Raw genomic sequence first — 21,226 nt, 5'->3', positions numbered from 1 at the left:
CGCAGTAGTCCCAGCTGCGATACGCCCGCGTGAGCCGTTTTTGCAGGGGGTGGCCGTATTTGCCGAGCACCTCTTCGATGATGTCGGGCACGGTCTTGTTCTGGAATATCTTGAAGTCGCTCTTGCGCGTGGCCAGCCACAGCCAGGGTTGCAGGCGCAGGCGGTAGGAGTAATACCGGTGGTCTTCGCCCTGCAGCCCGAACCGGGTGACGATGCCGTCCAGGTAGCGCCGGCCGCCGCCTTCGGTCTCCACCTCCACCGTGGCGTGCTTGCCCAGCAACGCCTTGGGGTCGAGGGACTTGCTCTCGCTCAGCAGGTCCACATCCAACGCAAACAGCTCGCTCAACGATTCCCGGCCCTGCAGGCGGCGAAACTGCAGCTGTTCTCCCAATGGCGTTTGGATCGTGACGCGGCGTGTCATTGGCTGACGGTCTTTGGACCGCTCCCTCTCTTGATTTAGTGGCGCGGATGATAGTGATCTATCGCCTTTTCAAAAGAGGTAATAAGTATTTTCTATGCGTATTTTTTGTTTCAAGATGAAATGCCTTTTTCAGGTTATCTGATCGGATTAACGACCGCCGAATGTCAAGGGTCAACCATGCTGATCTGGCATTGACTCCAACGTCAACCGCATAACCACACAGTCCAAACCATTACCCATATCGGCCCCTTGCCGACCTTTCGTCAGGAATCGGTTTTTGCCTGCCATGCTTATGGTGAAAATAATTCCAGAGTACCGGACGCGTTTCGCACACGGTGGCTGCCCGAACTCAAAACTGTGCCCGCCATGCGAACGCTGACACCCTTTTGTTGGCCGAAATAAGCACATAGCCAATGCGTTGTTCGGGCGCCGGGCACGCGGTGCAAGAATGGCCCGCACCGCGTTGCGCAGGCCTTGCCTGCGCTTCACGCACCCTGTTCCCGTCACCCCAGAAAGAGACAACCCATGCGGATCGAAACCCTCGCCGTCCATGCCGGACAGTCGCCCGACCCCACCACCAAGGCGGTGGCCGTGCCCATCTATCAGACGGTGGCCTATGCCTTCGACAGCGCCCAGCATGGCGCCGACCTGTTCGACCTCAAGATGCAGGGCAACATCTACACGCGCATCATGAATCCGACCAACGACGTGCTGGAAAAGCGCGTCGCGGCGCTGGAGGGCGGCATCGCCGCGCTGGCCGTGGCCTCGGGCATGGCAGCCATCACCTACGCGATCCAGACCATCGCCGAAGCCGGCGACAACATCGTCTCGGCCAGCACGCTCTACGGCGGCACCTACAACCTCTTCGCCCACACGCTACCGCAGCAGGGCATCACCACGCGGTTCGCCGATCCGCGCGACCCGGCCAGCTTCGCGCAGCACATCGACGCGCGCACCAAAGCCATCTTCATCGAATCCATCGGCAACCCGCTGGGCAACGTGACCGACATCGCGGCCCTGGCCCGGGTGGCGCACGACCATGGCGTGCCGCTCATCGTGGACAACACGGTGCCCAGCCCCTACCTGCTGCGCCCCATCGAACACGGCGCCGACATCGTGGTGCATTCGCTCACCAAGTACCTGGGCGGCCACGGCAACAGCGTGGGTGGCGCCATCGTGGACAGCGGCAAGTTCCCCTGGGCGAAGCACAAGGCGCGCTTTCCGCGCCTGAACGAGCCCGACGTGAGCTACCACGGCGTGGTCTATACCGAGGCGCTGGGCGAGGCGGCCTTCATTGGCCGCGCGCGTGTCGTGCCGCTGCGCAACACCGGCGCGGCCCTGGCCCCGCAGAACGCGTTCCTGATCCTGCAGGGCATCGAGACGCTCGCGCTGCGCATGGATCGCATCTGCGAAAACACGCTGGCCATCGCGCGTGCGCTGCAAGGCCATCCCAAGGTGGAGTGGGTGCGCTACGCCGGCCTGCCGGACCACCCGGACCACGCGCTGGTGCAGCGCCAGCTGGGCGGACGGGCGTCGGGGATCCTGTCGTTCAGCCTGCGTTCGGAAGAAGGCACGGACCCGCGTGCGGCGGGTGCGCGCTTCCTGGATGCGCTGCAGCTCTTCACGCGCCTGGTGAACATCGGCGACGCCCGTTCGCTGGCCACCCACCCCGCATCGACCACGCACCGCCAGCTCGATACCGGCGAACTGGCCAAGGCCGGCGTCACGGAAGGCATGGTGCGGCTGTCCGTGGGGATCGAGCACATCGAGGACCTGCAGGCCGACCTGGCGCAGGCGCTGCAGGCGGTGTGACCGCCGCTTGGCCGGGGCGGCGGACTGCGGCCGCCCCCATGCGGTCCATGGTCCTTTTGGCCTCCAGCACAATCAGTACTAGGGCATACCGCTATTAATTCAATAGCAAATCAATCCGTCACAAATCCCGCGCCAGCCGCAGCCCCGAGAACTGCCAGCGCGCGGTGGCGGGAAAGAAGTTGCGGTAAGTCGCCCGCACGTGCCCGGCCGGCGTCGCGCACGAGCCGCCGCGCAGCACGTATTGGTTGACCATGAACTTGCCGTTGTACTCGCCCACCGCCCCCTCGGCGACGCGGAAACCGGGGTAGGCGGCGTAGCTGGACTGCGTCCACTCCCACACGTCGCCGAACATTTGCACCAGGCCCCGCCCGGCATCAGAGGCCGGCCGCGGGTGCAACGTGCCGCTGTCGGCAAAGTGGCCGCTGGCAGCGTTCGCCCCCTGCACGCCCTGGGAGGTGGCCGCCACCTCCCATTCGGCCTCGGTGGGCAGGCGCGCGCCGGCCCAGCGCGCATAGGCGTCGGCCTCGTAATACGACAGGTGCACCGCGGGTGCGTGGGGTTGGAGCGGGCGCGGTCCGGCCAGGGTGAACTCGTACCAGGCCGCGCCCTGGCGTTGCCAATAGATGGGGTGCGACAGCTGCTGCGCCCGCACCCAGTCCCAGCCCTCGGCCAGCCAGTGGGCGGACTCCTGGTAGCCGCCGTCCTCGACGAACGCCAGGTACTCGGCAGTGGTCACCGGCCGGTTGGCCAGCTCGAACGGCTGCACGTACACGCGGTGGCGTGGCCCCTCGTTGTCGAAGGCGAAGCCGCCCCGGTCCCCGCCCGGATGGCCGATCTCGCACACGCCACCGGCAAAGGGCTGCCAGGCCAGCGGGACGCCGCCGGCCGGCAAAGGCTGGGCCTGCTGCTGCGCCTGCGCATGCCCCGGCAGGCGGTAGGCCGGCCACAGCGGGCTGCACGACAGCAGGTGCTTGACGTCGGTGAGGATCAGTTCCTGGTGCTGCTGCTCGTGCTGCAGGCCCAGTTCGACCAGGGCCGCCAGCACGGCGTCGTCCGGCCGCTCGGCCATCAGGCGCGACATGCGGCCGTCCACGTCGGCCCGGTAGGCCAGCACCTGCGGCAGTGCGGGCCGGGTGAGCAGGCCGCGCTGCGGCCGCGGGTGCTTGTCGCCCACGCCGTTGTAGTAGGAATTGAAGATCACCCGGAAGGCGGGGTGGAACGGCGCGAAGCCGGGCTCGTTCGGCTCCAGGATGAAGGTCTCGAAAAACCAAGTGGTGTGCGCCAGGTGCCATTTCACAGGGCTGGCGTCGGGCATGGATTGAGCGCAGCAATCCTCGTCGGACAGCGGCAGCGCCAGGGCCATGGAGGCGCGGCGCACCTCGGCGTAGCGGGCGCTCAGCGTGCAGGGCGCCACGGCATGGGGGGAGCGGGTGGCGAAGTTCATGGCTGGGCATGCACCACGGCGAACCAGCCCCGCTCGTCCGTCCAGGCCTGCGCGCGCGAAAAACCCGCGCGCGCCAGCAGCGCCTGGAAGGCCGTGAGGCTGTATTTGTAGCTGTTCTCGGTGTGGATGCGCTCGCCCGCGGCAAAGTCGCGCCCTCCGCCGGGCCAGCGCACCTGCGCACCCTCGCGGGCCTCCAGGTGCATTTCGATGCGCGACTGCTCCCCATTAAAGAAGGCCCGGTGCTCCCACGCCTCGGGCGTGAAATCGCTGCCGATGAGCCGGTTCACATGGGCCAGTACGTTGCGGTTGAACGCGGCCGTGACGCCGGCAGTATCGTCGTAGGCCGCCTGCAGCACGTCCACGTCCTTGGGCAGGTCGATGCCGATCAGCAGTGCGCCATCGGCATCCACCAGCGCACGCATGCGCGACAGCAGTTCCAGCGCCTGGGGCGGGTCGAAATTGCCGATCGACGAGCCGGGGTAGAACACCACGCGGCGTGCGCGGGGAATGTCCGGCGGCAGTTGGATGGGACGGGTCAGATCGCCCGCCACCGCATGGGCCTGCAGTGCGGGCAGGTCGCTGCACAGGCGGGCCACGCCCTCGCGCAGGAAGTCCGCCGAGATGTCCACGCCCACGAACCGCTCGGGCTGCAGCAGGCGGCACAGCGTGCGCGCCTTCTCACAGTTGCCGGCGCCCAGTTCGATGACGGTGCCGCCCTGCCCCACGGCACGGGCGATGTCGTCGCCGTGCGCCCGCATGAGCGCGTGCTCGGTGCGGGTGGGGTAGTACTCGGGCAATCGGGTGATTTCCTCGAACAGTTGGGAGCCCCGCTGGTCGTAGAAATACTTGGGGGAAATGCACGCGGGACGGCGGGCCAACCCCTGGAGGATGTCGTGGTGCGGTGTGTTCTGCATGTCGCTCGGGGGATGGGTCTGTCGGATCGCGGCGCACCGTGGGGCGGCGCGGCTGCAACGCATGGCCGTCTCCAATCGCTCTTCGGCAACCTGAAACGGCCATGTAACAGAGCATTACAGACGCCCCGCCACCCGGATGTAGGACACGTCCGCAAATCCATCAGCGCCATTCGGCAGCAACATCGGCTGCGCCTTCCGGGACACGCACCGCCATCGTCCCCGCCACCGCACGGTTTTTTCGAAGACCCCGTGGCGCACCGGCGCGGCTGGGCCACACTCCGCCGATCGACACCACCGGCCGGCTACCACGGCCTGCTTCGCCGCCATGGATTCCCTGACCCAGATCGCCCTTGGTTCCGCCGTTTCGCTCGCCGTGATGGGCCGGCGCACCGCCCCTTGGAAAGCCGCGCTGTGGGGGGCGGTGGCCGGCACGCTGCCGGACCTGGACGCGTTCATCGACCATGGCAACGCCATTGCCAACATGGTCGAACACCGGGCGGAAAGCCATGCCCTGCTGTACCTCAGCCTGTTTTCGCTGCCCCTGGGCGCGCTGGTGGCGCGCCTGCATGGCGAGCAGGCCGGCTGGCGAAGGTGGTGGCTGGCGATGTGGCTCGCGCTCATCACCCACCCGCTGCTGGATGGCATGACGGTGTACGGCACCCAGCTGTGGAAACCGTTCACCAGCCACCCGTACGGGGTGGGCAGCATCTTCATCATCGACCCGCTGTACACCGTGCCGCTGATCGTCGGCGTGGTCGCCGCGCTGGCGAGCGGCCCGCCGGTCGGGGCCCGCTGGAACCGTTGGGGCCTGGCGCTCAGCACGCTCTACCTGGCGTGGAGCGTGGGCGTGCAGCAGCACGTCACCGGCGTGGCCATGGCCTCCCTGCGCACGCAGGGCCTGCCGGTGCAGACGGTGCTGGTGACGCCCACCCCGTTCAACACCCTGCTGTGGCGGGTGGTGGCGGTCACGCCCACCCAATATGCCGAAGGTTTCTATGCCCTGGCCGACGGCAACAGGCCCATGCAATGGACGGTGCACGAGCGCGGAGCCCCGCTGATCCAGCGCTACGGAGCCGTGCCGGCCGTGCAGCGGGTGGCGCGCTTCAGCCACGGCTTTTATCGCATGCGTTCGCGGGACGGCCGCGTCTTCGTGACCGATCTGCGCATGGGGCAGGAGCCCGACTACAGCTTCCAGTTCGATCTCGGCACGCTCGCGCAACTGGACGCCGGCCAGCCCGAGGTGGCGCTGCGCGGACAGCGCCCGGACATCGGCACAGCCCTCACCGCGCTGTGGCGGCGCATGTGGGGGCATGCGGGCGGCTCGGGACCGTTCGGTGCCAATACGGCCCCATCAAAAAAGCCGGCGCCACGCGCCGGCTTTCCCCACCAGTCTGTCAGTGGCCGCACCCGCGGCCCGCGGTCAGAACCGCCAGCCCAGGCCCACGCCGGCCAGCACGGGATCGATCTTGAAGGTGCCCAGCTTGGCACCGGCTGCGAACACGTCGGTCTGGATGTAGACCTTCTTCACGTCGAAGTTCAGCACCAGGTTCTTGGTGAGGGGAATGTCCACGCCGACCTGCAGGGCGCCGCCCCAGCTGCTCTTGTCGATGCTCACGCCGGCGGGCAGGCGCACGCTGGAAAACCGCGTGTAGTTCACGCCCGCGCCCACGTAGGGACGAAAGCCCGCGGTGTCGAAGTGGTACTGCAGCATCAGCGAAGGCGGCAGGTGCTTGAGCGTGCCGATCTGCGCGTTCAGGGCGCTGGAGGACAGCCGCTGCTTCTGGGGCACGGTCAGCACCAGCTCGGCGGCGATGTTGCGGTTGAAGAAGTAGGAGATGTCGACTTCAGGCAGCGTCTTGTCGTTGATCGACAGGCCCAGGCCGGTGCTGTCCTTGTTGGAGGAATCCAGGTTCACGGCACGCGCACGAACGAGCCAGGGGCCTTCCGCCGTTTGCGCGAAGGCGGCGCCGGAGGTCAATGCGCACAGCACGGCCAGGGCCAGCAGGTTTTTTTTCATACGGAAACTCGATGCGTTGAACGGGGACGACCCCCGTGCATGCATTGGGCCGGCAAACGGCCCGGGCGGCCTTGCCATGGATCAAACCGCCGGCAGGTTGTGCCGCGGGCCGCGAGGGCCTGAAAGCGCCCTCTTCTCCCCGCCCTCAGTGCGCGCCCTTGCCCCGCATGCGCTGCACCAGCGTGACCACCGCCAGCACGGCGGCACCGGCCACGATGCCCACCACCGCATTGAGCAGGTTGGGCACCAGCACGCGCCACAGGCCGCCCGCCGGCCACTGGGCCGCCGATGCGGCCAGGCCCTCGACCGCGTGGTGGATGGCGGGCACGCCATGCACCAGAATGCCGCCGCCCACGAGGAACATGGCCGCCGTGCCGGCGACCGAGAGCACCTTCATGAGCCAGGGCGCGGCGGCCACGATGCCGCGGCCCAGCGCCTGCGCAGCGCGTCCCGTCTTGCGGGTGAGCCACAGGCCCAGGTCGTCCAGCTTGACGATGCCGGCCACCAAGCCGTACACGCCCACCGTCATGATGAGCGCGATGCCGGCCAGCACTGCCACCTGCTGCCCGAACGGGGCACTGGCGACCGTACCCAGCGTGATGGCGATGATCTCGGCGGACAGGATGAAGTCGGTGCGCACCGCGCCCTTGACCTTGTCCTTCTCGAAGGCGGCGATGTCCACCGCCGGGTTAGCGTTGGCAAGGGCATGCGCCTCGCGGCCCGCCTCTTCCTTGGGGGCATCGCCGTGGGGCAGGAACCGGTGCGCCAGCTTCTCCGCGCCCTCGAAGCACAGGAACGCGCCGCCCACCATGAGCAGCGGCGTCACCGCCCACGGAATGAATGCGCTGATCAGCAGCGCGGCCGGCACCAGGATGGCCTTGTTGACGAGCGAGCCCTTGGCCACCGCCCAGACCACGGGAATCTCGCGATCGGCGCGCACGCCCGTGACCTGCTGGGCATTGAGCGCCAGATCGTCGCCCAGCACGCCTGCGGTTTTCTGCGCCGCCACCTTGGTCATGACGGACACGTCATCGGCCATGGCGGCACTCTTCTTGGCAGCGACCTTGGTCATCAGGGCCACGTCGTCCAGAACGGTGGCGATATCGTCGAGCAGCGTCAAAAGGCTGGCACCGGCCATGGGAATCCTTAAAAAATCGAGGGAGGGAGCGGGTCCACGGGCACGGCGGCGAAAGGCTGCAAGGCCAGGGGAACGCCGCGCGGGCCGGGCATGCCGGCCGAAAAGCCTGGCGCCCGTCGTCCAGGCGGCGCCCACTATAGCAACGCCCTGCGATGGGTCCGTGTCGGTGCAAGGCGCATACTGGCGGCCTTCCCACCGATATCGGGGTCCTGCACGCGGGCTCTCGCTCCCGCCGCATGCCAGGCTACCTGACCAAGCAAGAAAACATCGCCATCGCTGGCGTCGACGACCTCGTCATCCGCTCCCTGCTGGACCGCCAGCAGTTCTCCGACCCCCTCGGCGACGCCGAAACCCTGGGCATCTCCTCGGCCGCCTGGCCCCTCTTCGGCCTGCTGTGGCCCTCGGGCGCGCAACTGGCCGCGCGCATGGCGGCCCGGCCCGTGCAGGCGGGCGAGCGTATCCTGGAGCTGGGCTGCGGCCTGGCGCTGGCCAGCCTGGTGTGCCACCGGCAAGGCGCCGACGTGACCGCGAGCGACTGCCACCCACTGGCCGGCACCTTCCTGCGCGAGAACCTGCGCCTGAACGGCATGGGCACCATGAAGTACCGCCAGGGCCAGTGGGGCAGCGGCGAAGCGCTGGGCCCGCCGCAGCAGGACGAGAGTCCGCTCGCGCAGGCGCACGGCGGCCCGGTGCACGGGCTGTTCGACCTCATCATGGGCAGCGACCTGCTGTACGAACGCGACGCCCGCGCCAGCCTTGCGCATTTCATCGACCTGCACGCGGGCCCAGAGGCCCAGGTCTGGATCGTGGACCCGGACCGGGGCAACCGCGCCGCCTTCAGCAAGCAGATGGCCGCGCAGGGCTTCGGCCTGCGCGAAGAGCGGCTGGACCGGGCCGCGCTGAACGATGCGCCCGCCTACAAAGGCCGGCTGCTGGTGTACCGCCGCACCTGAACGCCGAAGACGGCCCGAGCGCATCGGCTGCCGGGGCGCGTCGGGCGCGCTTCCGGCTCTTCCGCTTTCCTCAGCCCACCCAGCGGCGGGCGTTGCGCCAGATGCGCATCCACGGGCTCAGCGCGCTGCGGTCGCCGCTGGTCCAGCTCATCTGCACGTTGCGGAACACGCGTTCGGCGTGCGGCATCATGGCCGTGAAGCGCCCATCGGCCGTGGTCACCGCCGTGAGGCCGCCCGCGCTGCCGTTGGGGTTGAACGGGTACTGCTCGGTGGCCGCGCCGTGGTGGTCCACATACCGCATGGCAGAGATGGTCTGGGCCGGGTCGCCGCGGTACTTGAAGTTGGCGTAGCCCTCGCCGTGCGCCACGGCAATCGGCAGGCGGCTGCCCGCCATGCCGGCGAAGAACAGGCTGGGCGACTCCAGCACCTCCACCAGCGACAGCCGCGCCTCGAAGCGCTCGCTCTGGTTGGTGGTGAAGCGCGGCCAGGCCTCGGCGCCGGGAATGATGTCGGCCAGTTCGGCGAACATCTGGCAGCCGTTGCACACGCCCAGGCCGAAGGTGTCCTTGCGGCCGAAGAAGCCCTGGAACTGCTCCGACAGCACCGGGTTGAACGTGATCGAACGCGCCCAGCCGATGCCGGCGCCCAGCGTGTCGCCGTAGCTGAAGCCGCCGCAGGCCACCACGCCGGCGAAGTCCGACAGCTGCGCGCGGCCCGTCTGCAGGTCGGTCATGTGCACGTCGTAGGCCTCGAAGCCCGCCTCGGTGAAGGCGTAGGCCATCTCGATGTGCGAGTTGACCCCCTGCTCGCGCAGGATGGCGACCTTCGGCCGCGCGAGGTTCAGGAACGGCGCGGCCACGTCCTCGGCCGGATCGAACGTGAGCGCCACGTGCAGGCCCGGGTCGTTCGGCACGCCTGCGGCGGCATGCTCGGCATCGGCCGTGGCCGGGTTGTCGCGCTGCTGCGTGATCTTCCAGCTCACCGCGTCCCACACCTGGTGCAGGTCGGACAGGGTGGCGCTGAACACGCTCTTGGCATCGCGCCACACCTGCAGCTCGCCCTTGCCGGCGTCCATGGTGGACGAGGCAGGCCGCGTCTTGCCGATGAAGTGGCTGGACCGGGACAGGCCGTGCTCGCGCAGGGTCTGCATGACCTCGTTGCGCTCGGCGGTGCGCACCTGCAGCACCACGCCCAGTTCCTCGTTGAACAGCGCCTTGAGCGTCAGCTCCTCGCGGCGCGCGCTCACCTGCGAGGCCCAGTTCTTGGCGTCGCCTGTCTCCATGCGGCTGTCGCTGATGCCGTCGCCCTCGGTCACGAGCAGATCGACGTTCAGCGCCACGCCCACATGGCCGGCGAAGGCCATCTCGGCCACCGCGGCCAGCAGACCGCCGTCGCTGCGGTCGTGGTAGGCCAGGATCTGGCCCTTGGCGCGCAGCGCGTTCACGGCATCGACCAGGCGCACCAGGTCCTGCGCGTCGTCCAGGTCGGGCGCCACGTCGCCGCTCTGGCCCAGCACCTGGCCCAGGATGCTGCCGCCCATGCGGGCCTTGCCATGGCCCAGGTCGATCAGCACCAGCGTGGTGTCGTCCTCCGCCGCGTCCAGTTGCGGCGTGAGCGTGCCGCGCACGTCGGCCAGCGTGGCGAAGGCGCTGACGATCAGGCTCACGGGGGAGGTGACCTTCTTCGCACCGCTTTCATCCCTCCACTGGGTGCGCATGGACAGCGAATCCTTGCCCACCGGGATCGAAATGCCCAGCGCCGGGCACAGCTCCATGCCCACGGCCTTCACGGTGGCGTACAGCGCGGCATCCTCGCCGGGCTCGCCGCAGGCGGCCATCCAGTTGGCGGAGAGCTTCACGCGCGGCAGTTCGATGGGCGCGGCCAGCAGATTGGTGATGGCCTCGGCCACGGCCATGCGGCCCGAGGCGGGCGCGTCGATGGCGGCCAGCGGCGTGCGCTCGCCCATGCTCATGGCCTCGCCGGCAAAGCCCTGGAAGTCGGCCAGCGTGACGGCGCAATCGGCCACCGGCACCTGCCAGGGGCCCACCATCTGGTCACGGTGCGACAAGCCGCCCACCGTGCGGTCGCCGATGGTGATGAGAAAGCGCTTGCTGGCCACCGTGGGGTGCGCCAGCACGTCGATCACCGCCTTTTGCAGCGCCACGCCCGTGAGGTCGATGGGCGCGAATTCGCGCTGCACGGTCTTCACGTCGCGGTGCATCTTGGGCGGCTTGCCCAGCAGCACTTCCATGGGCATGTCCACCGGCAGCTTCTGATTGCCGGCGGCGGCCGTGTCCTCCAGCACCAGCTGGCGGTGCTCGGTGGCCGTGCCGATCACGGCGAACGGGCAGCGCTCGCGCTCGCAGAACGCGCGGAACTGCTCCAGCGATTGCGGCGCGATCGCCAGCACGTAGCGCTCCTGGCTTTCGTTGGACCAGATCTCTTTCGGGGCCAGGCCCGACTCTTCGAGCTGCACCGCGCGCAGGTCGAAGTGCGCCCCCCGGCCGGCGTCGTTGGTCAGCTCGGGGAAGGCATTGGACAGCCCGCCCGCGCCCACGTCGTGGATCGCCAGGATGGGGTTGGCCGCACCCTGCGCCCAGCAGTGGTTGATGACCTCCTGCGCGCGGCGCTCGATCTCGGGGTTGCCGCGCTGCACGGAGTCGAAATCGAGCTCCGCCGCGTTCGCGCCCGTGGCCATGGAACTGGCCGCGCTGCCGCCCATGCCGATGCGCATGCCAGGGCCGCCCAGCTGGATCAGCAGCGATCCGGCCGGGAATTCGATCTTCTGCGTGAGGCCCGCATCGATGGTGCCCAGGCCGCCGGCGATCATGATGGGCTTGTGGTAGCCCCGGTCCACGCCGCCCACCGACTGCTCGTACTCGCGGAAATAGCCCAGCAGGTTGGGCCTGCCGAACTCGTTGTTGAACGCCGCTCCGCCCAGGGGGCCTTCCACCATGATCTGCAGCGGGCTGGCGATGTGCTCGGGCTTGCCGAACTCGCCGCCCCAGAGCTTGGACACCGTGAAGCCGGTCATGCCCGCCTTGGGCTTGGAGCCGCGGCCGGTGGCGCCCTCGTCGCGGATCTCGCCGCCCGCGCCGGTGGAAGCGCCGGGGAACGGCGAGATGGCCGTGGGGTGGTTGTGCGTTTCCACCTTCATCAGAATGTGGTTCGTGACGCTACTCTTTTCATAGCACACTGCCCTAGTGGAATTTGCACTGACGGGCATTTTTGCCAAAAACCGCTCGACGCGCGTGCCTTCCATGACCGAGGCGTTGTCCGAATACGCCACCACCGTGTGCTGGGGCGCCAGCTGGTGGGTGTTGCGGATCATGGCGAACAGGCTCTTGTCCTGCTTCTCGCCGTCGATGGTGAACTGCGCGTTGAAGATCTTGTGGCGGCAGTGCTCACTGTTGGCCTGCGCGAACATCATCAGCTCCACGTCGGTGGGGTTGCGCGCCAGGCCCTGGAAGGCATTGACGAGGTAGTCGATCTCGTCGTCGGCCAGGGCCAGGCCCCACTGGGCGTTGGCCGCCTCGACCGCCGCGCGCCCGCCGCCCAGCACATCGACGAACTCCATCGGCGCGGCCGGCAGCTCAGTGAACAGGGCCTCGGCGCCCGAGCGGTCCGACACCACCGACTCGGTCATGCGGTCGTGCAGCAGCGCGGCGATCTGCCCGCGCTGCGCGTCGGTCAGCGTGGGCGTGCCGCCCAGCAGGCCGGATTTGAGCGAGAGGCGGTACTCGGTGATGCGCTCCACGCGGCGCAGCGCCAGGCCGCAGTTGTGCGCGATGTCGGTCGCCTTCGACGCCCAGGGCGAGACCGTGCCCAGGCGCGGCGTGACAACGATGGCCGGGCCATCGGCCGGGCCGCCGTAGGGGTCACCATAGGTCAGCAGCGCGGCGAAGCGATCGGTTTCGGCCGGGGTGGGCACCGCGTCGGTGGCCACCAGGTGCACGAAGCGGGCGGCGATGCCCGTGATGCGGTCGTGGATGGCCTGCAGCGCGGGCAGCAGCTGGCGCATGCGGAAGGCGCTGAGGGCGTTGCCGCCTTCGAACGTGCTGAGGTGCAAGGAGGGCTTCGTGGACGATGTCGGCGAGATCACTTCGGCGGCCTGTTGGGTGATGGAAAAGGTGCGGCCCCACCCTGGACCGCCGGCCGCTGACTGGGGCCGGCTGGGCAGGGTGCGGAGAATGCTGAGCCCGGCATTTTACCGGGGGCGGATCGCATCGCCGACGAGGCCTTCGCCCGCGTGGCCCGCATCGGCCAAGCGCCGATGGGATAATTGGCCCCATGAGCATCACCATCAAAGACGCCGAAGGCATCGCCGGCATGCGAGAGGCATGCCGACTGGCTTCGGAAGTGCTGGACTACATCGCGCCCCACATCCAGCCTGGCATCACCACGAACGAAATCGACCGCCTCGCGGCCGAATGCATGGCGCAGCAGGGCACCATCTCCGCCACCATCGGCTACCAGCCGCCGGGCTATCCGCCCTACCCCAAGTCGCTGTGCACGTCGATCAACAACGTGGTCTGCCACGGCATCCCGAACGACAAGCCCCTGAAGAAGGGCGACATCATGAACGTGGACGTCACCGTCATCACCAAGGACGGCTGGTACGGCGACAACAGCCGCATGTACCTGATCGGCGACGTCTCCATCGCCGCCAAGCGCCTGTGCAGCCTCACCTTCGACGCCATGTGGATCGGCATCCAGCGCGTCAAGCCCGGCGCCCGCCTGGGGGACATCGGCCACGCCATCCAGAAGTACGCCGAGGGCCACGGCCTGTCGGTGGTGCGCGAGTTCTGCGGCCACGGCATCGGCCAGAAATTCCACGAAGAGCCCCAGGTGCTGCACTACGGCTACCCTGGCACGCTGGATGAGCTGCTGCCCGGCATGACCTTCACCATCGAGCCCATGCTGAACGCCGGCCGCCGCGAGGTGAAGGAATTCGGCAACGACGGCTGGACCATCGTGACCAAGGACCGCAGCCTGTCGGCGCAGTGGGAGCACACCGTGCTGGTGACCGAGACCGGCTACGAAGTCCTGACCCTGTCGGCCGGCTCACCACCGCTGCCGGCCTTCGTGACCGCCACGAAGACCTGACCGGAACACGGCGCGCGGGCCGGCCGCGCGGCGGCCGGGCGCACGGTTCTTGCTTGTCTGGTGCTAACCTGCCCATCGCTCCGTTGCCCCACCCGCACCCGCCACCCTGCCGCCGTCCATGACCGACCTGCAAACCCTGCGCGACGCCTACCGCCAAGACAAGGCCACCCTGCTCGCGTCGCTGCAATCCACGGGCGCCTCCACGCGCGGCGTTCGCACCCTGCTGCACAAGCTCTCCACCCTGGCGGACCGCCTGCTGCGCCAGCTGTGGCAGCGCGCCGGCATGCCGGACGACCTGGCGCTGGTGGCCGTGGGGGGCTACGGCCGCGCGCAGCTCTTTCCCCATTCCGACGTCGACGTGCTCGTCCTGCTGCCGGACGGCGCCACGCCCGGGGCCGGCTGCGCCTTGTCCACGTGCATCGAATCGTTCATCGGCAGCTGCTGGGACGCCGGCCTGGAGATCGGCTCCAGCGTGCGCACGGTGGCCGAGTGCCTGACCGAATCCGCGGCCGACGTGACCGTGCAGACCTCGCTGCTCGAAGCCCGCCGCGTCTGCGGCAGCTCGCCGCTGTTCGCCGCATTCCAGCAGCGCTACGACGCGCAGATGGACGCGCAGGACTTCCTCATCGCCAAGACGCTGGAGATGCGCCAGCGCCACACCAAGTACGAGAACACGCCCTACTCGCTGGAGCCCAACTGCAAGGAGTCGCCCGGCGGCCTGCGCGACCTGCAGACGGTGCTGTGGGTCGCCCGCGCGGCCGGCCTGGGGCGCGACTGGCGCGAACTGGCCGCCAATGGCATGGCCACGCCGTTCGAGGTGGCCCAGATCGAGCGCAACGAGGCCGTGCTGTTCCTCATCCGCGCGCGGCTGCACGCCGTGGCCGGCCGCCACGAGGACCGGCTGGTGTTCGACCTGCAGACCGCCGTAGCCGAATCGTTCGGCTACCGCTCCCACTCGCCCGACGGCAAGCGCCTGGCCATGCGCGCGAGCGAAACCCTCATGCGCCGCTATTACTGGGCGGCCAAGGCCGTGTCGCAGCTCAGCCAGATCCTGCTGCTGAACATCGAGGAGCGGCTCAGCCCCTCCACGCACGAGCTGCACCGCATCAACGACCGCTTCTTCGAAAAGGCCGGCCTCGTCGAAGTGGCCAGCGACGACCTGTACGAGAAGCACCCCCACGCCATCCTGGAAACTTTCCTGCTTTACGAGACCACGCTGGGGCTGAAGGACCTGTCGGTGCGCACGCTGCGCGCGCTCTACAACGCCCGCGGGGCGATGGACAGCGCCTTCCGCCGCGACCCGGTCAACCGCGCGACCTTCATGAAGATCCTGCGGCAGCCCTCGGGCATCACGCATGCGATGCGGCTCATGAACCAGACCTCGGTGCTGGGCCGCTACCTCTGGCCGTTTCGCCGCATCGTGGGCCAGATGCAGCACGACCTGTTCCACGTCTACACCGTGGACCAGCACATCCTGATGGTGCTGCGCAACGTGCGCCGCTTCTTCATGGCCGAGCATGCGCACGAATACCCGTTCTGCTCGCAGCTGGCCGGTGGTTGGGACAAGCCGTGGCTGCTGTACCTGGCGGCGCTGTTCCACGACATCGGCAAGGGCCGCGGCGGCGACCACTCCAAGATCGGTGCCGAGGAAGTGCGCCACTTCTGCCGCCAGCACGGCGTGGACGAGGAAGACGCGGCACTGGTCGAGTTCCTGGTGCGCGAGCACCTGGCCATGAGCCAGGTCGCGCAAAAGCAGGACCTGTCCGATCCGGACGTGATCGGCGCTTTCGCCCAGCGCGTGGGCAGCGAGCGCCGCCTCACCGCGCTGTACCTGCTCACCGTGGCGGACATCCGCGGCACCAGCCCCAAGGTCTGGAACGCGTGGAAGGGCAAGCTGCTGGAAGACCTGTACCGCGCCACGCTGCGCGCCCTGGGCGGCCACGCCCCCAATGCCGCCGCCGAAATCGAGGCCCGCAAGCGCGAAGCCATGGTCATGCTGGCGCTGCAGGCCCAGCCGTTCGAGGCGCACAAGAAGCTGTGGGACACGCTGGACGTGGGCTATTTCATGCGGCACGAAGCCGCCGACATTGCCTGGCACACGCGCCACCTCTCGCGCTACGTGGGCACCGGCCGCACGGTGGTCCGCGCGCGGCAGTCGCTGGCAGGCGAGGGCCTGCAGGTGGCGGTTTATGCGCCCGACCAGCCCGACCTCTTCGCCCGCATCTGCGGCTATTTCGACCGGGCGGGCTTCAGCATCCTCGATGCGCGGGTGCACACCGCCCACGATGGCTGCGCGCTCGACACGTTCCAGGTCGTGGCCTCGGAGCAGGCCGGACACTACCGCGAACTCACGCACATGGTGGAGAGCGATCTCGCCCGCGCGATCGAGGACGAAACCGCAGGCCTGCCCGAGCCGGCGCGCAAGCGCGTCTCACGCCGCGTGAAGAGCTTTCCCGTGGCCCCGCGCGTCACGCTGCGCCCCGACGAGAAAGCCCAGCGCTGGCTCATCAACATCTCCGCCAGCGACCGGGCGGGCTTGCTCTACCTGGTGGCGCGCATCCTTTCGCGCCACCACCTGAGCGTGCAACTGGCCAAGGTCAGCACCCTGGGCGAGCGGGTGGAAGACACCTTCCTCGTGCACGGCCCGGAACTGCAGAGCAACGCGCGGCAGATCCAGATCGAGACCGAACTGCTGAACGCGTTGTCCGAATGACGGGCCGCTGGGGTCCGACACATTCGACGCTATTTATTTGATAGCAAAACACCCTAGCATTGTTTGCGCTGGAGGCTAATTTCACTCATGTTTTCCGAGGCAACGCTTGCCAGGTCAGTCAGTCAGTCGTCTTCCGCGTCGGCGAGCTCGGGAAACAGCACCTCGGTGTAGCCGAACTGGGTGAAATCGCGCACCCGCATCGGGTAGAGCTTCCCGATCAGGTGGTCGCATTCGTGCTGCACCACGCGCGCATGGAACCCCTCCGCCGTGCGATCGATCGGGTCGCCATACGGGTCCAGGCCCTGGTAGCGGATGCGGGACCAGCGCGGCACCTTGCCGCGCAGGCCGGGAACGGACAGGCACCCTTCCCAGTCCTCTTCCTCTTCGTCGCCCAGCGGGGTGATCTGCGGGTTGAGCAACACGGTGCGCGGCACCAGGGGCCGGTCGGGGTAGCGGGGGTTCTTGCGGTCCGAACCGAAGATCACCAATTGCAGATCCACGCCGATCTGCGGCGCGGCCAGGCCGGCGCCATTGACCGCCTCCATGGTGTCCAGCATGTCGCGCACCAGCAGGTGCAGCGCGTCGGTATCGAACTCGGTCACGGGCTGTGCCACGCGCAGCAGGCGCGGATCGCCCATCTTGAGAATGTTTTGAACGGTCATGGGAATGAAAAGAAGGGCCGACGGTCAGCGTCGAAGTCCCCGCAGCATAGCGCGCCGACCAACCCCATGCCGCAGGCACAATCCAGGCATGCCGCTCCCGCCAGCGCCTTTGCCACCGCCGCCACCCCGCCCTGCCCCGCTGCCCCTGCCGGTGCGCTGGCTGCTGCTGTGCTTTGCGGTGCTGAGCCTGGTGACCGGCATCATCGGCATCTTCGTGCCCGGTCTGCCGACCACGGTGTTCATCCTCATGGCCGGCTGGGCAGCGGCTCGCAGTTCGCCCCGGCTGCACGCGTGGCTGTGGCGCCACCCGCTTTTCGGCCCCATGCTGCGCGACTGGGCCAACGGCGGCCAGGTGAGCCGCCGCGCCAAGTGGAGCGCCAGCATCCTCATGGCGCTCGCGGCGGCCGTGCTCATCTTCAGCCACGCACCCCGCTGGGTTGCCATCAGCGCTTCGCTGTGCATGGCGTGCGTGCTCGCCTGGCTTTGGCAGCGGCCGGAGCCGGCCCGTTGAGGGCCCATGGGAAGCAACCTGCAACCCGATCCATCAGGCAGCCGCAGTTCTTCGAATTTGCTCACTTTTTGTGTATATAATCTAAGTCTTGTTCCTCGATAGCTCAGTCGGTAGAGCGCCGGACTGTTAATCCGTAGGTCCCTGGTTCGAGCCCAGGTCGAGGAGCCAAGATCATCAAGGCCTTGCATGTGTACGCAGGGCCTTTTACATAGCTAGTCAGATACCGAATATTCCTCGATAGCTCAGTCGGTAGAGCGCCGGACTGTTAATCCGTAGGTCCCTGGTTCGAGCCCAGGTCGAGGAGCCATTGACAGCCTTCCAGGCTGTACAAAAGCCCGCTATTTCATCGATAGCGGGCTTTTTTGTTGTCTGCCGGTCCCGTGACTTTTTGGCCAGGCATTGCCGACATCGACCGAATCGACCGTCCGGCCATCGCCTACACCCCGCCCTCTGCCGCTTCGGCATCCTTTGTGGTTCCTTGCTGCGGGTCACCCAACCCGCAGGTCAGTCAACCATCCCAAAGGAGTGAAGCCATGCAGAAACCCGCCACCGCGCTCTTTATCACCCTCGGCCTGCTGGGCGCCGCCGCACCGGCCATGGCGCAGTACACCGGGCCCACCACAGGCGAACGTGCTGCAGCACCGGCAGCCGGCAGCGGCTACACCGGGCCCACCTCGGTGCCCACGATGACGGTGAAGCAACTGCTCGACACCGCCACGGACGACCAGCACGTCCGCCTGCAAGGCCGCATCGTGTCCCACGACGGCGGCAAAAACTACACCTTCGCAGACGACAGCGGCCGCATGCCCGTCGAGATTTCGGACAAACGCTTTCCGGCAGGCCAACCCATCAGTGCCCAGCAGCGGGTGGAACTGGTGGGAGAGGTCGACAAGGGCATTCGCAAAATGGAGTTCGAGGTGGAGCAGGTTCGCCTGATTCCCTGACCGGATAAGGCTGGGGCCCGAGCGCCGCCACTCGCCCCAGTGAAAGGCCATCCGCGGGAATGGCCTTTTTGCCATCGCCCGCTCAAGGCAGGCTTGGATCGACTCCATCCAAGCAGTCTCCGCCGAACCGATCCGAAGGCCTCCCGCAGCCCTGCGCACTCGGCGACAATGCGTTGCTTCTTCCATTCTTCCCTGTGCATGGCTGACGATCATTTGCCTTGGCTGCAACCCGGCGACGAATTTCCCAGCGTGGCGCTCAGCTGGGGCAGCGAATCCGCAGCCCCGGGACTGCTGGCCGCTGGTGGAAATCTCAGCGTCGCCCATTTGAAAAGTGCCTACCAGCGAGGTATTTTTCCGTGGTTCAGCCCTGGGCAACCCGTGCTCTGGTGGAGCCCCGATCCCCGCATGGTGCTGCCCGTGGCGGAATTTCGGCTGCACCGGTCGCTGCGCCGCACCTTGCAGAAATTCCGCGTCTCGCCCCAGTGCGAAATCCGCGTGGACCATGACTTCGGCGCGGTCATCAAGGCCTGTGCCGGCACGCCAAGGTCGGGCCAGAACGGCACCTGGATCGTGCCGCAGATGGTGGACGCCTATCGTGCATTCCACGCCGCCGGCTTTGCGCACAGTGTGGAAACGTGGGTTGACGGCCGGCTCGTCGGCGGGCTGTACTTCATTGCGCTGGGCAAGGCTGTTTTTGGCGAATCGATGTTCGCCCACGCGACCGATGCGTCCAAGGTCGCGCTCGCAGCTTTCGTCTGCTTGTGCCGGCACCACGGCGTGGCACTCATCGACTGCCAGCAGAACACGGCCCATCTGGCATCCTTCGGCGCCCATGAAATAGACCGCGCCCGGTTCCTCCACCACGTTGCACAGGCATCCCTGGAAGCACCGGTTTCCTGGAAATTCGAGCCCGTATACTGGACTGCGCTGATGCCCCCTACCGGGAACCCGGGATGACGCAACTCAACGATCTGCCGCTGCACACCTTGCAGTTCTACGCCACGGCGCCTTATCCATGCAGCTACCTGCCTGCACGGCAGGCGCGCTCGCAGGTTGCCACGCCCAGCCACCTGATCCAGAACGACGTGTATTCGGACTTGGTGGCGCGAGGGTTTCGCCGCAGCGGCATGTTCACCTACCGCCCCTACTGCGATGGCTGCCAAGCATGCACGCCGTTGCGCGTGCTGACCAAATCCTTCAAGCCCGATCGCAGCCAGCGTCGTGCGTGGGCGAAGCACGGCAACCTGCAGGCACGCGTCCTGCGCCTGGGCTACGTACCCGAGCACTATCAGCTTTATCTGCGCTACCAGAACCTGCGCCACTGCGGTGGCGGCATGGACCACGACAGCATCGACCAATACACCCAGTTCCTCCTGCAGAGCCGGGTCAACTCCCGGCTCGTGGAGTTCCGCGAACCCGACGTGGACGGTGCGCCCGGTGCATTGCGGATGGTCTCGATCCTGGACGTGCTGGACGACGGGTTGTCGGCCGTGTACACCTTCTACGAACCCGACCCCGGCTGCAGCTACGGCACCTACAACGTGCTTTGGCAGATCGAGCAGGCGCGCACCCTGGATCTGCCCTATGTCTACCTGGGCTACTGGATCGAAGAGAGCCCGAAGATGAACTACAAGGCGCGCTTCCTGCCCCACGAGTTGCGGATCGACGGCGAATGGAGACTCGCGCCCTGAGGCGGTGAAGACGGTCGCTCTGCATTTCACAAGATAAAATGCGCGCTTCTCGTCAACACACATCACCATGAAAAAAGACGATGCCGGCGCGCCTGCCAAACCCAGCGTCCAGGTGCTGGAGCGCATGTTTGCACTCATCGACGTGCTCACCTCGCGCGAGGAAGCGATTTCCCTCAAGGAAATCAGCGAGAAGACCGGACTGCACCCTTCCACGGCCCACCGCATCCTGAACGACCTGACCATTGGCCGTTTTGTGGACCGCCCGGAATCCGGCAGCTACCGCCTCGGCATGCGTTTGCTGGAATTGGGCAACTTGGTGAAAGCGCGCCTGAGCGTGCGCGATGCGGCGTTGACCCCGATGCGCAACCTGCACAAGCTGATCCAGCAGCCCGTCAATCTGAGCATGCGCCAGGGCGATGAGATCGTGTATGTCGAGCGTGCCTACAGTGAACGCTCCGGCATGCAGGTGGTCCGGGCCATCGGTGGCCGAGCGCCGCTGCACCTGACGTCGACGGGAAAACTGTTTCTGGCCGCAGACGATCCACAACGGGTAAGGGCCTATGCGATGCGCACCGGTCTGTCGGGGCACACCCGCAACAGCATCACGCAGCTTCCGGTCCTGGAGCGCGAACTGGGCAAAGCCCGCCAATACGGCATTGCGCGAGACAACGAGGAACTCGAACTCGGCGTGCGCTGCATGGCAGCGGGCGTGTATGACGACCAGGCCCATCTGGTCGCAGGCCTTTCGATCTCCGCGCCCGCGGATCGACTGGATGAGAACTGGCTGCCCAAGCTCCAGGCGACTGCCAGCGAAATTTCCCAGGCCTTGGGCTATTCGACCAACCGGCGCGACAAATCAGCTGCACCCTAGCGAGAGCCCCAAGAAAAAACGCGCATTGC

At 67.4% G+C, this 21,226-nt stretch carries 16 protein-coding genes, 2 tRNA genes and 1 pseudogene; 12 read left to right on the top strand and 7 right to left on the bottom strand.

The window, feature by feature from the left end; all coding sequences use genetic code 11:
• On the bottom strand, positions 1-421 hold a 421-nt coding region (locus AVTE2539_RS17650; RefSeq protein ID WP_284412452.1), incomplete at its 3' end, for a contractile injection system protein, VgrG/Pvc8 family.
• Positions 422-946: 525 nt separating this feature from the next.
• Here AVTE2539_RS17650 and AVTE2539_RS17645 point away from each other — a divergent pair.
• Positions 947-2,233: an O-acetylhomoserine aminocarboxypropyltransferase/cysteine synthase family protein gene (locus AVTE2539_RS17645; RefSeq protein WP_284412450.1), complete on the top strand. Its 1,287-nt coding sequence runs from the start codon at positions 947-949 to the stop codon at positions 2,231-2,233.
• Positions 2,234-2,351: 118 nt separating this feature from the next.
• Here AVTE2539_RS17645 and egtB read toward each other — a convergent pair whose 3' ends face one another.
• Complete coding sequence (gene egtB / locus AVTE2539_RS17640) at positions 2,352-3,677, bottom strand: ergothioneine biosynthesis protein EgtB (RefSeq protein ID WP_284412448.1); 1,326 nt, start codon at positions 3,675-3,677, stop codon at positions 2,352-2,354.
• Entirely contained in the window at positions 3,674-4,591 is a 918-nt protein-coding gene (gene egtD / locus AVTE2539_RS17635) for an L-histidine N(alpha)-methyltransferase (RefSeq protein WP_284412447.1), read from the bottom strand. Before egtD ends, egtB begins: the two co-directional genes overlap by 4 nt.
• Positions 4,592-4,916: 325 nt before the next feature.
• Here egtD and AVTE2539_RS26305 point away from each other — a divergent pair.
• A pseudogene (locus AVTE2539_RS26305) lies at positions 4,917-5,375 on the top strand (metal-dependent hydrolase); the annotation flags it as partial.
• A 636-nt stretch (positions 5,376-6,011) separates the two neighbouring features.
• Here the strand turns inward: AVTE2539_RS26305 and AVTE2539_RS17625 are convergent.
• Both AVTE2539_RS17625 and AVTE2539_RS17620 read right to left on the bottom strand, forming a co-directional pair.
• Positions 6,012-6,608 (bottom strand): OmpW/AlkL family protein, encoded by a 597-nt coding sequence (locus AVTE2539_RS17625; protein ID WP_284412446.1) that lies wholly within the window; start codon positions 6,606-6,608, stop codon positions 6,012-6,014.
• A 145-nt stretch (positions 6,609-6,753) separates the two neighbouring features.
• Complete coding sequence (locus AVTE2539_RS17620) at positions 6,754-7,746, bottom strand: DUF808 domain-containing protein (RefSeq protein WP_284400141.1); 993 nt, start codon at positions 7,744-7,746, stop codon at positions 6,754-6,756.
• A 236-nt stretch (positions 7,747-7,982) separates the two neighbouring features.
• Between AVTE2539_RS17620 and AVTE2539_RS17615 the strand changes: the two genes are divergently transcribed.
• Positions 7,983-8,699 (top strand): class I SAM-dependent methyltransferase, encoded by a 717-nt coding sequence (locus AVTE2539_RS17615; protein ID WP_284412445.1) that lies wholly within the window; start codon positions 7,983-7,985, stop codon positions 8,697-8,699.
• Between the two features lie 70 nt (positions 8,700-8,769).
• Here the strand turns inward: AVTE2539_RS17615 and purL are convergent, their stop codons facing one another.
• Positions 8,770-12,768, bottom strand: coding sequence for a phosphoribosylformylglycinamidine synthase (gene purL / locus AVTE2539_RS17610; RefSeq protein ID WP_502868935.1), 3,999 nt, complete (start codon positions 12,766-12,768; stop codon positions 8,770-8,772).
• A gap of 221 nt (positions 12,769-12,989) precedes the next feature.
• Between purL and map the strand changes: the two genes are divergently transcribed.
• Both map and AVTE2539_RS17600 read left to right on the top strand, forming a co-directional pair.
• Positions 12,990-13,805, top strand: a complete 816-nt coding sequence (gene map / locus AVTE2539_RS17605) for a type I methionyl aminopeptidase (RefSeq protein ID WP_272569475.1) — start codon at positions 12,990-12,992, stop codon at positions 13,803-13,805.
• Positions 13,806-13,923: 118 nt separating this feature from the next.
• On the top strand, positions 13,924-16,518 hold the full coding sequence (locus AVTE2539_RS17600; protein WP_284412444.1) for a [protein-PII] uridylyltransferase: 2,595 nt from the start codon (positions 13,924-13,926) through the stop codon (positions 16,516-16,518).
• Between the two features lie 122 nt (positions 16,519-16,640).
• Here the strand turns inward: AVTE2539_RS17600 and def are convergent, their stop codons facing one another.
• Positions 16,641-17,180, bottom strand: coding sequence for a peptide deformylase (gene def / locus AVTE2539_RS17595; RefSeq protein ID WP_284400150.1), 540 nt, complete (start codon positions 17,178-17,180; stop codon positions 16,641-16,643).
• An 88-nt stretch (positions 17,181-17,268) separates the two neighbouring features.
• Between def and AVTE2539_RS17590 the strand changes: the two genes are divergently transcribed.
• The 7 genes from AVTE2539_RS17590 (at position 17,269) to AVTE2539_RS17560 (ending at position 21,197) form a co-directional block, all read left to right on the top strand.
• On the top strand, positions 17,269-17,691 hold the full coding sequence (locus tag AVTE2539_RS17590; RefSeq protein ID WP_284412443.1) for a YbaN family protein: 423 nt from the start codon (positions 17,269-17,271) through the stop codon (positions 17,689-17,691).
• A 92-nt stretch (positions 17,692-17,783) separates the two neighbouring features.
• A tRNA-Asn gene (locus tag AVTE2539_RS17585) sits at positions 17,784-17,859 on the top strand.
• 63 nt (positions 17,860-17,922) lie between these two features.
• Positions 17,923-17,998: transfer RNA gene (locus AVTE2539_RS17580), tRNA-Asn, on the top strand.
• Positions 17,999-18,224: 226 nt separating this feature from the next.
• On the top strand, positions 18,225-18,635 hold the full coding sequence (locus tag AVTE2539_RS17575) for a YgiW/YdeI family stress tolerance OB fold protein (protein ID WP_284412442.1): 411 nt from the start codon (positions 18,225-18,227) through the stop codon (positions 18,633-18,635).
• 198 nt (positions 18,636-18,833) lie between these two features.
• Positions 18,834-19,592: a leucyl/phenylalanyl-tRNA--protein transferase gene (gene aat / locus AVTE2539_RS17570; RefSeq protein ID WP_284412522.1), complete on the top strand. Its 759-nt coding sequence runs from the start codon at positions 18,834-18,836 to the stop codon at positions 19,590-19,592.
• The gene (locus AVTE2539_RS17565) at positions 19,589-20,326 is read left to right on the top strand and encodes an arginyltransferase (protein ID WP_284412441.1); all 738 of its coding nucleotides are present in this window, start codon (positions 19,589-19,591) and stop codon (positions 20,324-20,326) included. Before aat ends, AVTE2539_RS17565 begins: the two co-directional genes overlap by 4 nt.
• A gap of 67 nt (positions 20,327-20,393) precedes the next feature.
• Positions 20,394-21,197 carry an IclR family transcriptional regulator gene (locus AVTE2539_RS17560; RefSeq protein ID WP_272569465.1) on the top strand — a complete coding sequence of 268 codons (804 nt, stop codon included), beginning with the start codon at positions 20,394-20,396 and terminating at the stop codon, positions 21,195-21,197.
• Positions 21,198-21,226 lie beyond the last annotated feature (29 nt).

This window comes from Acidovorax sp. SUPP2539, assembly GCF_030158975.1.
GTDB lineage: Bacteria > Pseudomonadota > Gammaproteobacteria > Burkholderiales > Burkholderiaceae_C > Paracidovorax.
The sequence above is the reverse complement of the archived record's forward strand: the minus strand, read 5'-3'. Positions and strand labels throughout refer to the sequence as shown.

Bases quoted from the DNA above. Each gene is read 5' to 3' on its own strand.
- AVTE2539_RS17645 (WP_284412450.1), top strand. From the start codon at position 947: ATGCGGATCGAAACCCTCGCCGTCCATGCCGGACAGTCGCCCGACCCC.
- egtB (WP_284412448.1), bottom strand. From the start codon at position 3,677: ATGAACTTCGCCACCCGCTCCCCCCATGCCGTGGCGCCCTGCACGCTG.
- egtD (WP_284412447.1), bottom strand. From the start codon at position 4,591: ATGCAGAACACACCGCACCACGACATCCTCCAGGGGTTGGCCCGCCGT.
- AVTE2539_RS17625 (WP_284412446.1), bottom strand. From the start codon at position 6,608: ATGAAAAAAAACCTGCTGGCCCTGGCCGTGCTGTGCGCATTGACCTCC.
- AVTE2539_RS17620 (WP_284400141.1), bottom strand. From the start codon at position 7,746: ATGGCCGGTGCCAGCCTTTTGACGCTGCTCGACGATATCGCCACCGTT.
- AVTE2539_RS17615 (WP_284412445.1), top strand. From the start codon at position 7,983: ATGCCAGGCTACCTGACCAAGCAAGAAAACATCGCCATCGCTGGCGTC.
- map (WP_272569475.1), top strand. From the start codon at position 12,990: ATGAGCATCACCATCAAAGACGCCGAAGGCATCGCCGGCATGCGAGAG.
- AVTE2539_RS17600 (WP_284412444.1), top strand. From the start codon at position 13,924: ATGACCGACCTGCAAACCCTGCGCGACGCCTACCGCCAAGACAAGGCC.
- def (WP_284400150.1), bottom strand. From the start codon at position 17,180: ATGACCGTTCAAAACATTCTCAAGATGGGCGATCCGCGCCTGCTGCGC.
- AVTE2539_RS17590 (WP_284412443.1), top strand. From the start codon at position 17,269: ATGCCGCTCCCGCCAGCGCCTTTGCCACCGCCGCCACCCCGCCCTGCC.
- AVTE2539_RS17575 (WP_284412442.1), top strand. From the start codon at position 18,225: ATGCAGAAACCCGCCACCGCGCTCTTTATCACCCTCGGCCTGCTGGGC.
- aat (WP_284412522.1), top strand. From the start codon at position 18,834: ATGGCTGACGATCATTTGCCTTGGCTGCAACCCGGCGACGAATTTCCC.
- AVTE2539_RS17565 (WP_284412441.1), top strand. From the start codon at position 19,589: ATGACGCAACTCAACGATCTGCCGCTGCACACCTTGCAGTTCTACGCC.
- AVTE2539_RS17560 (WP_272569465.1), top strand. From the start codon at position 20,394: ATGAAAAAAGACGATGCCGGCGCGCCTGCCAAACCCAGCGTCCAGGTG.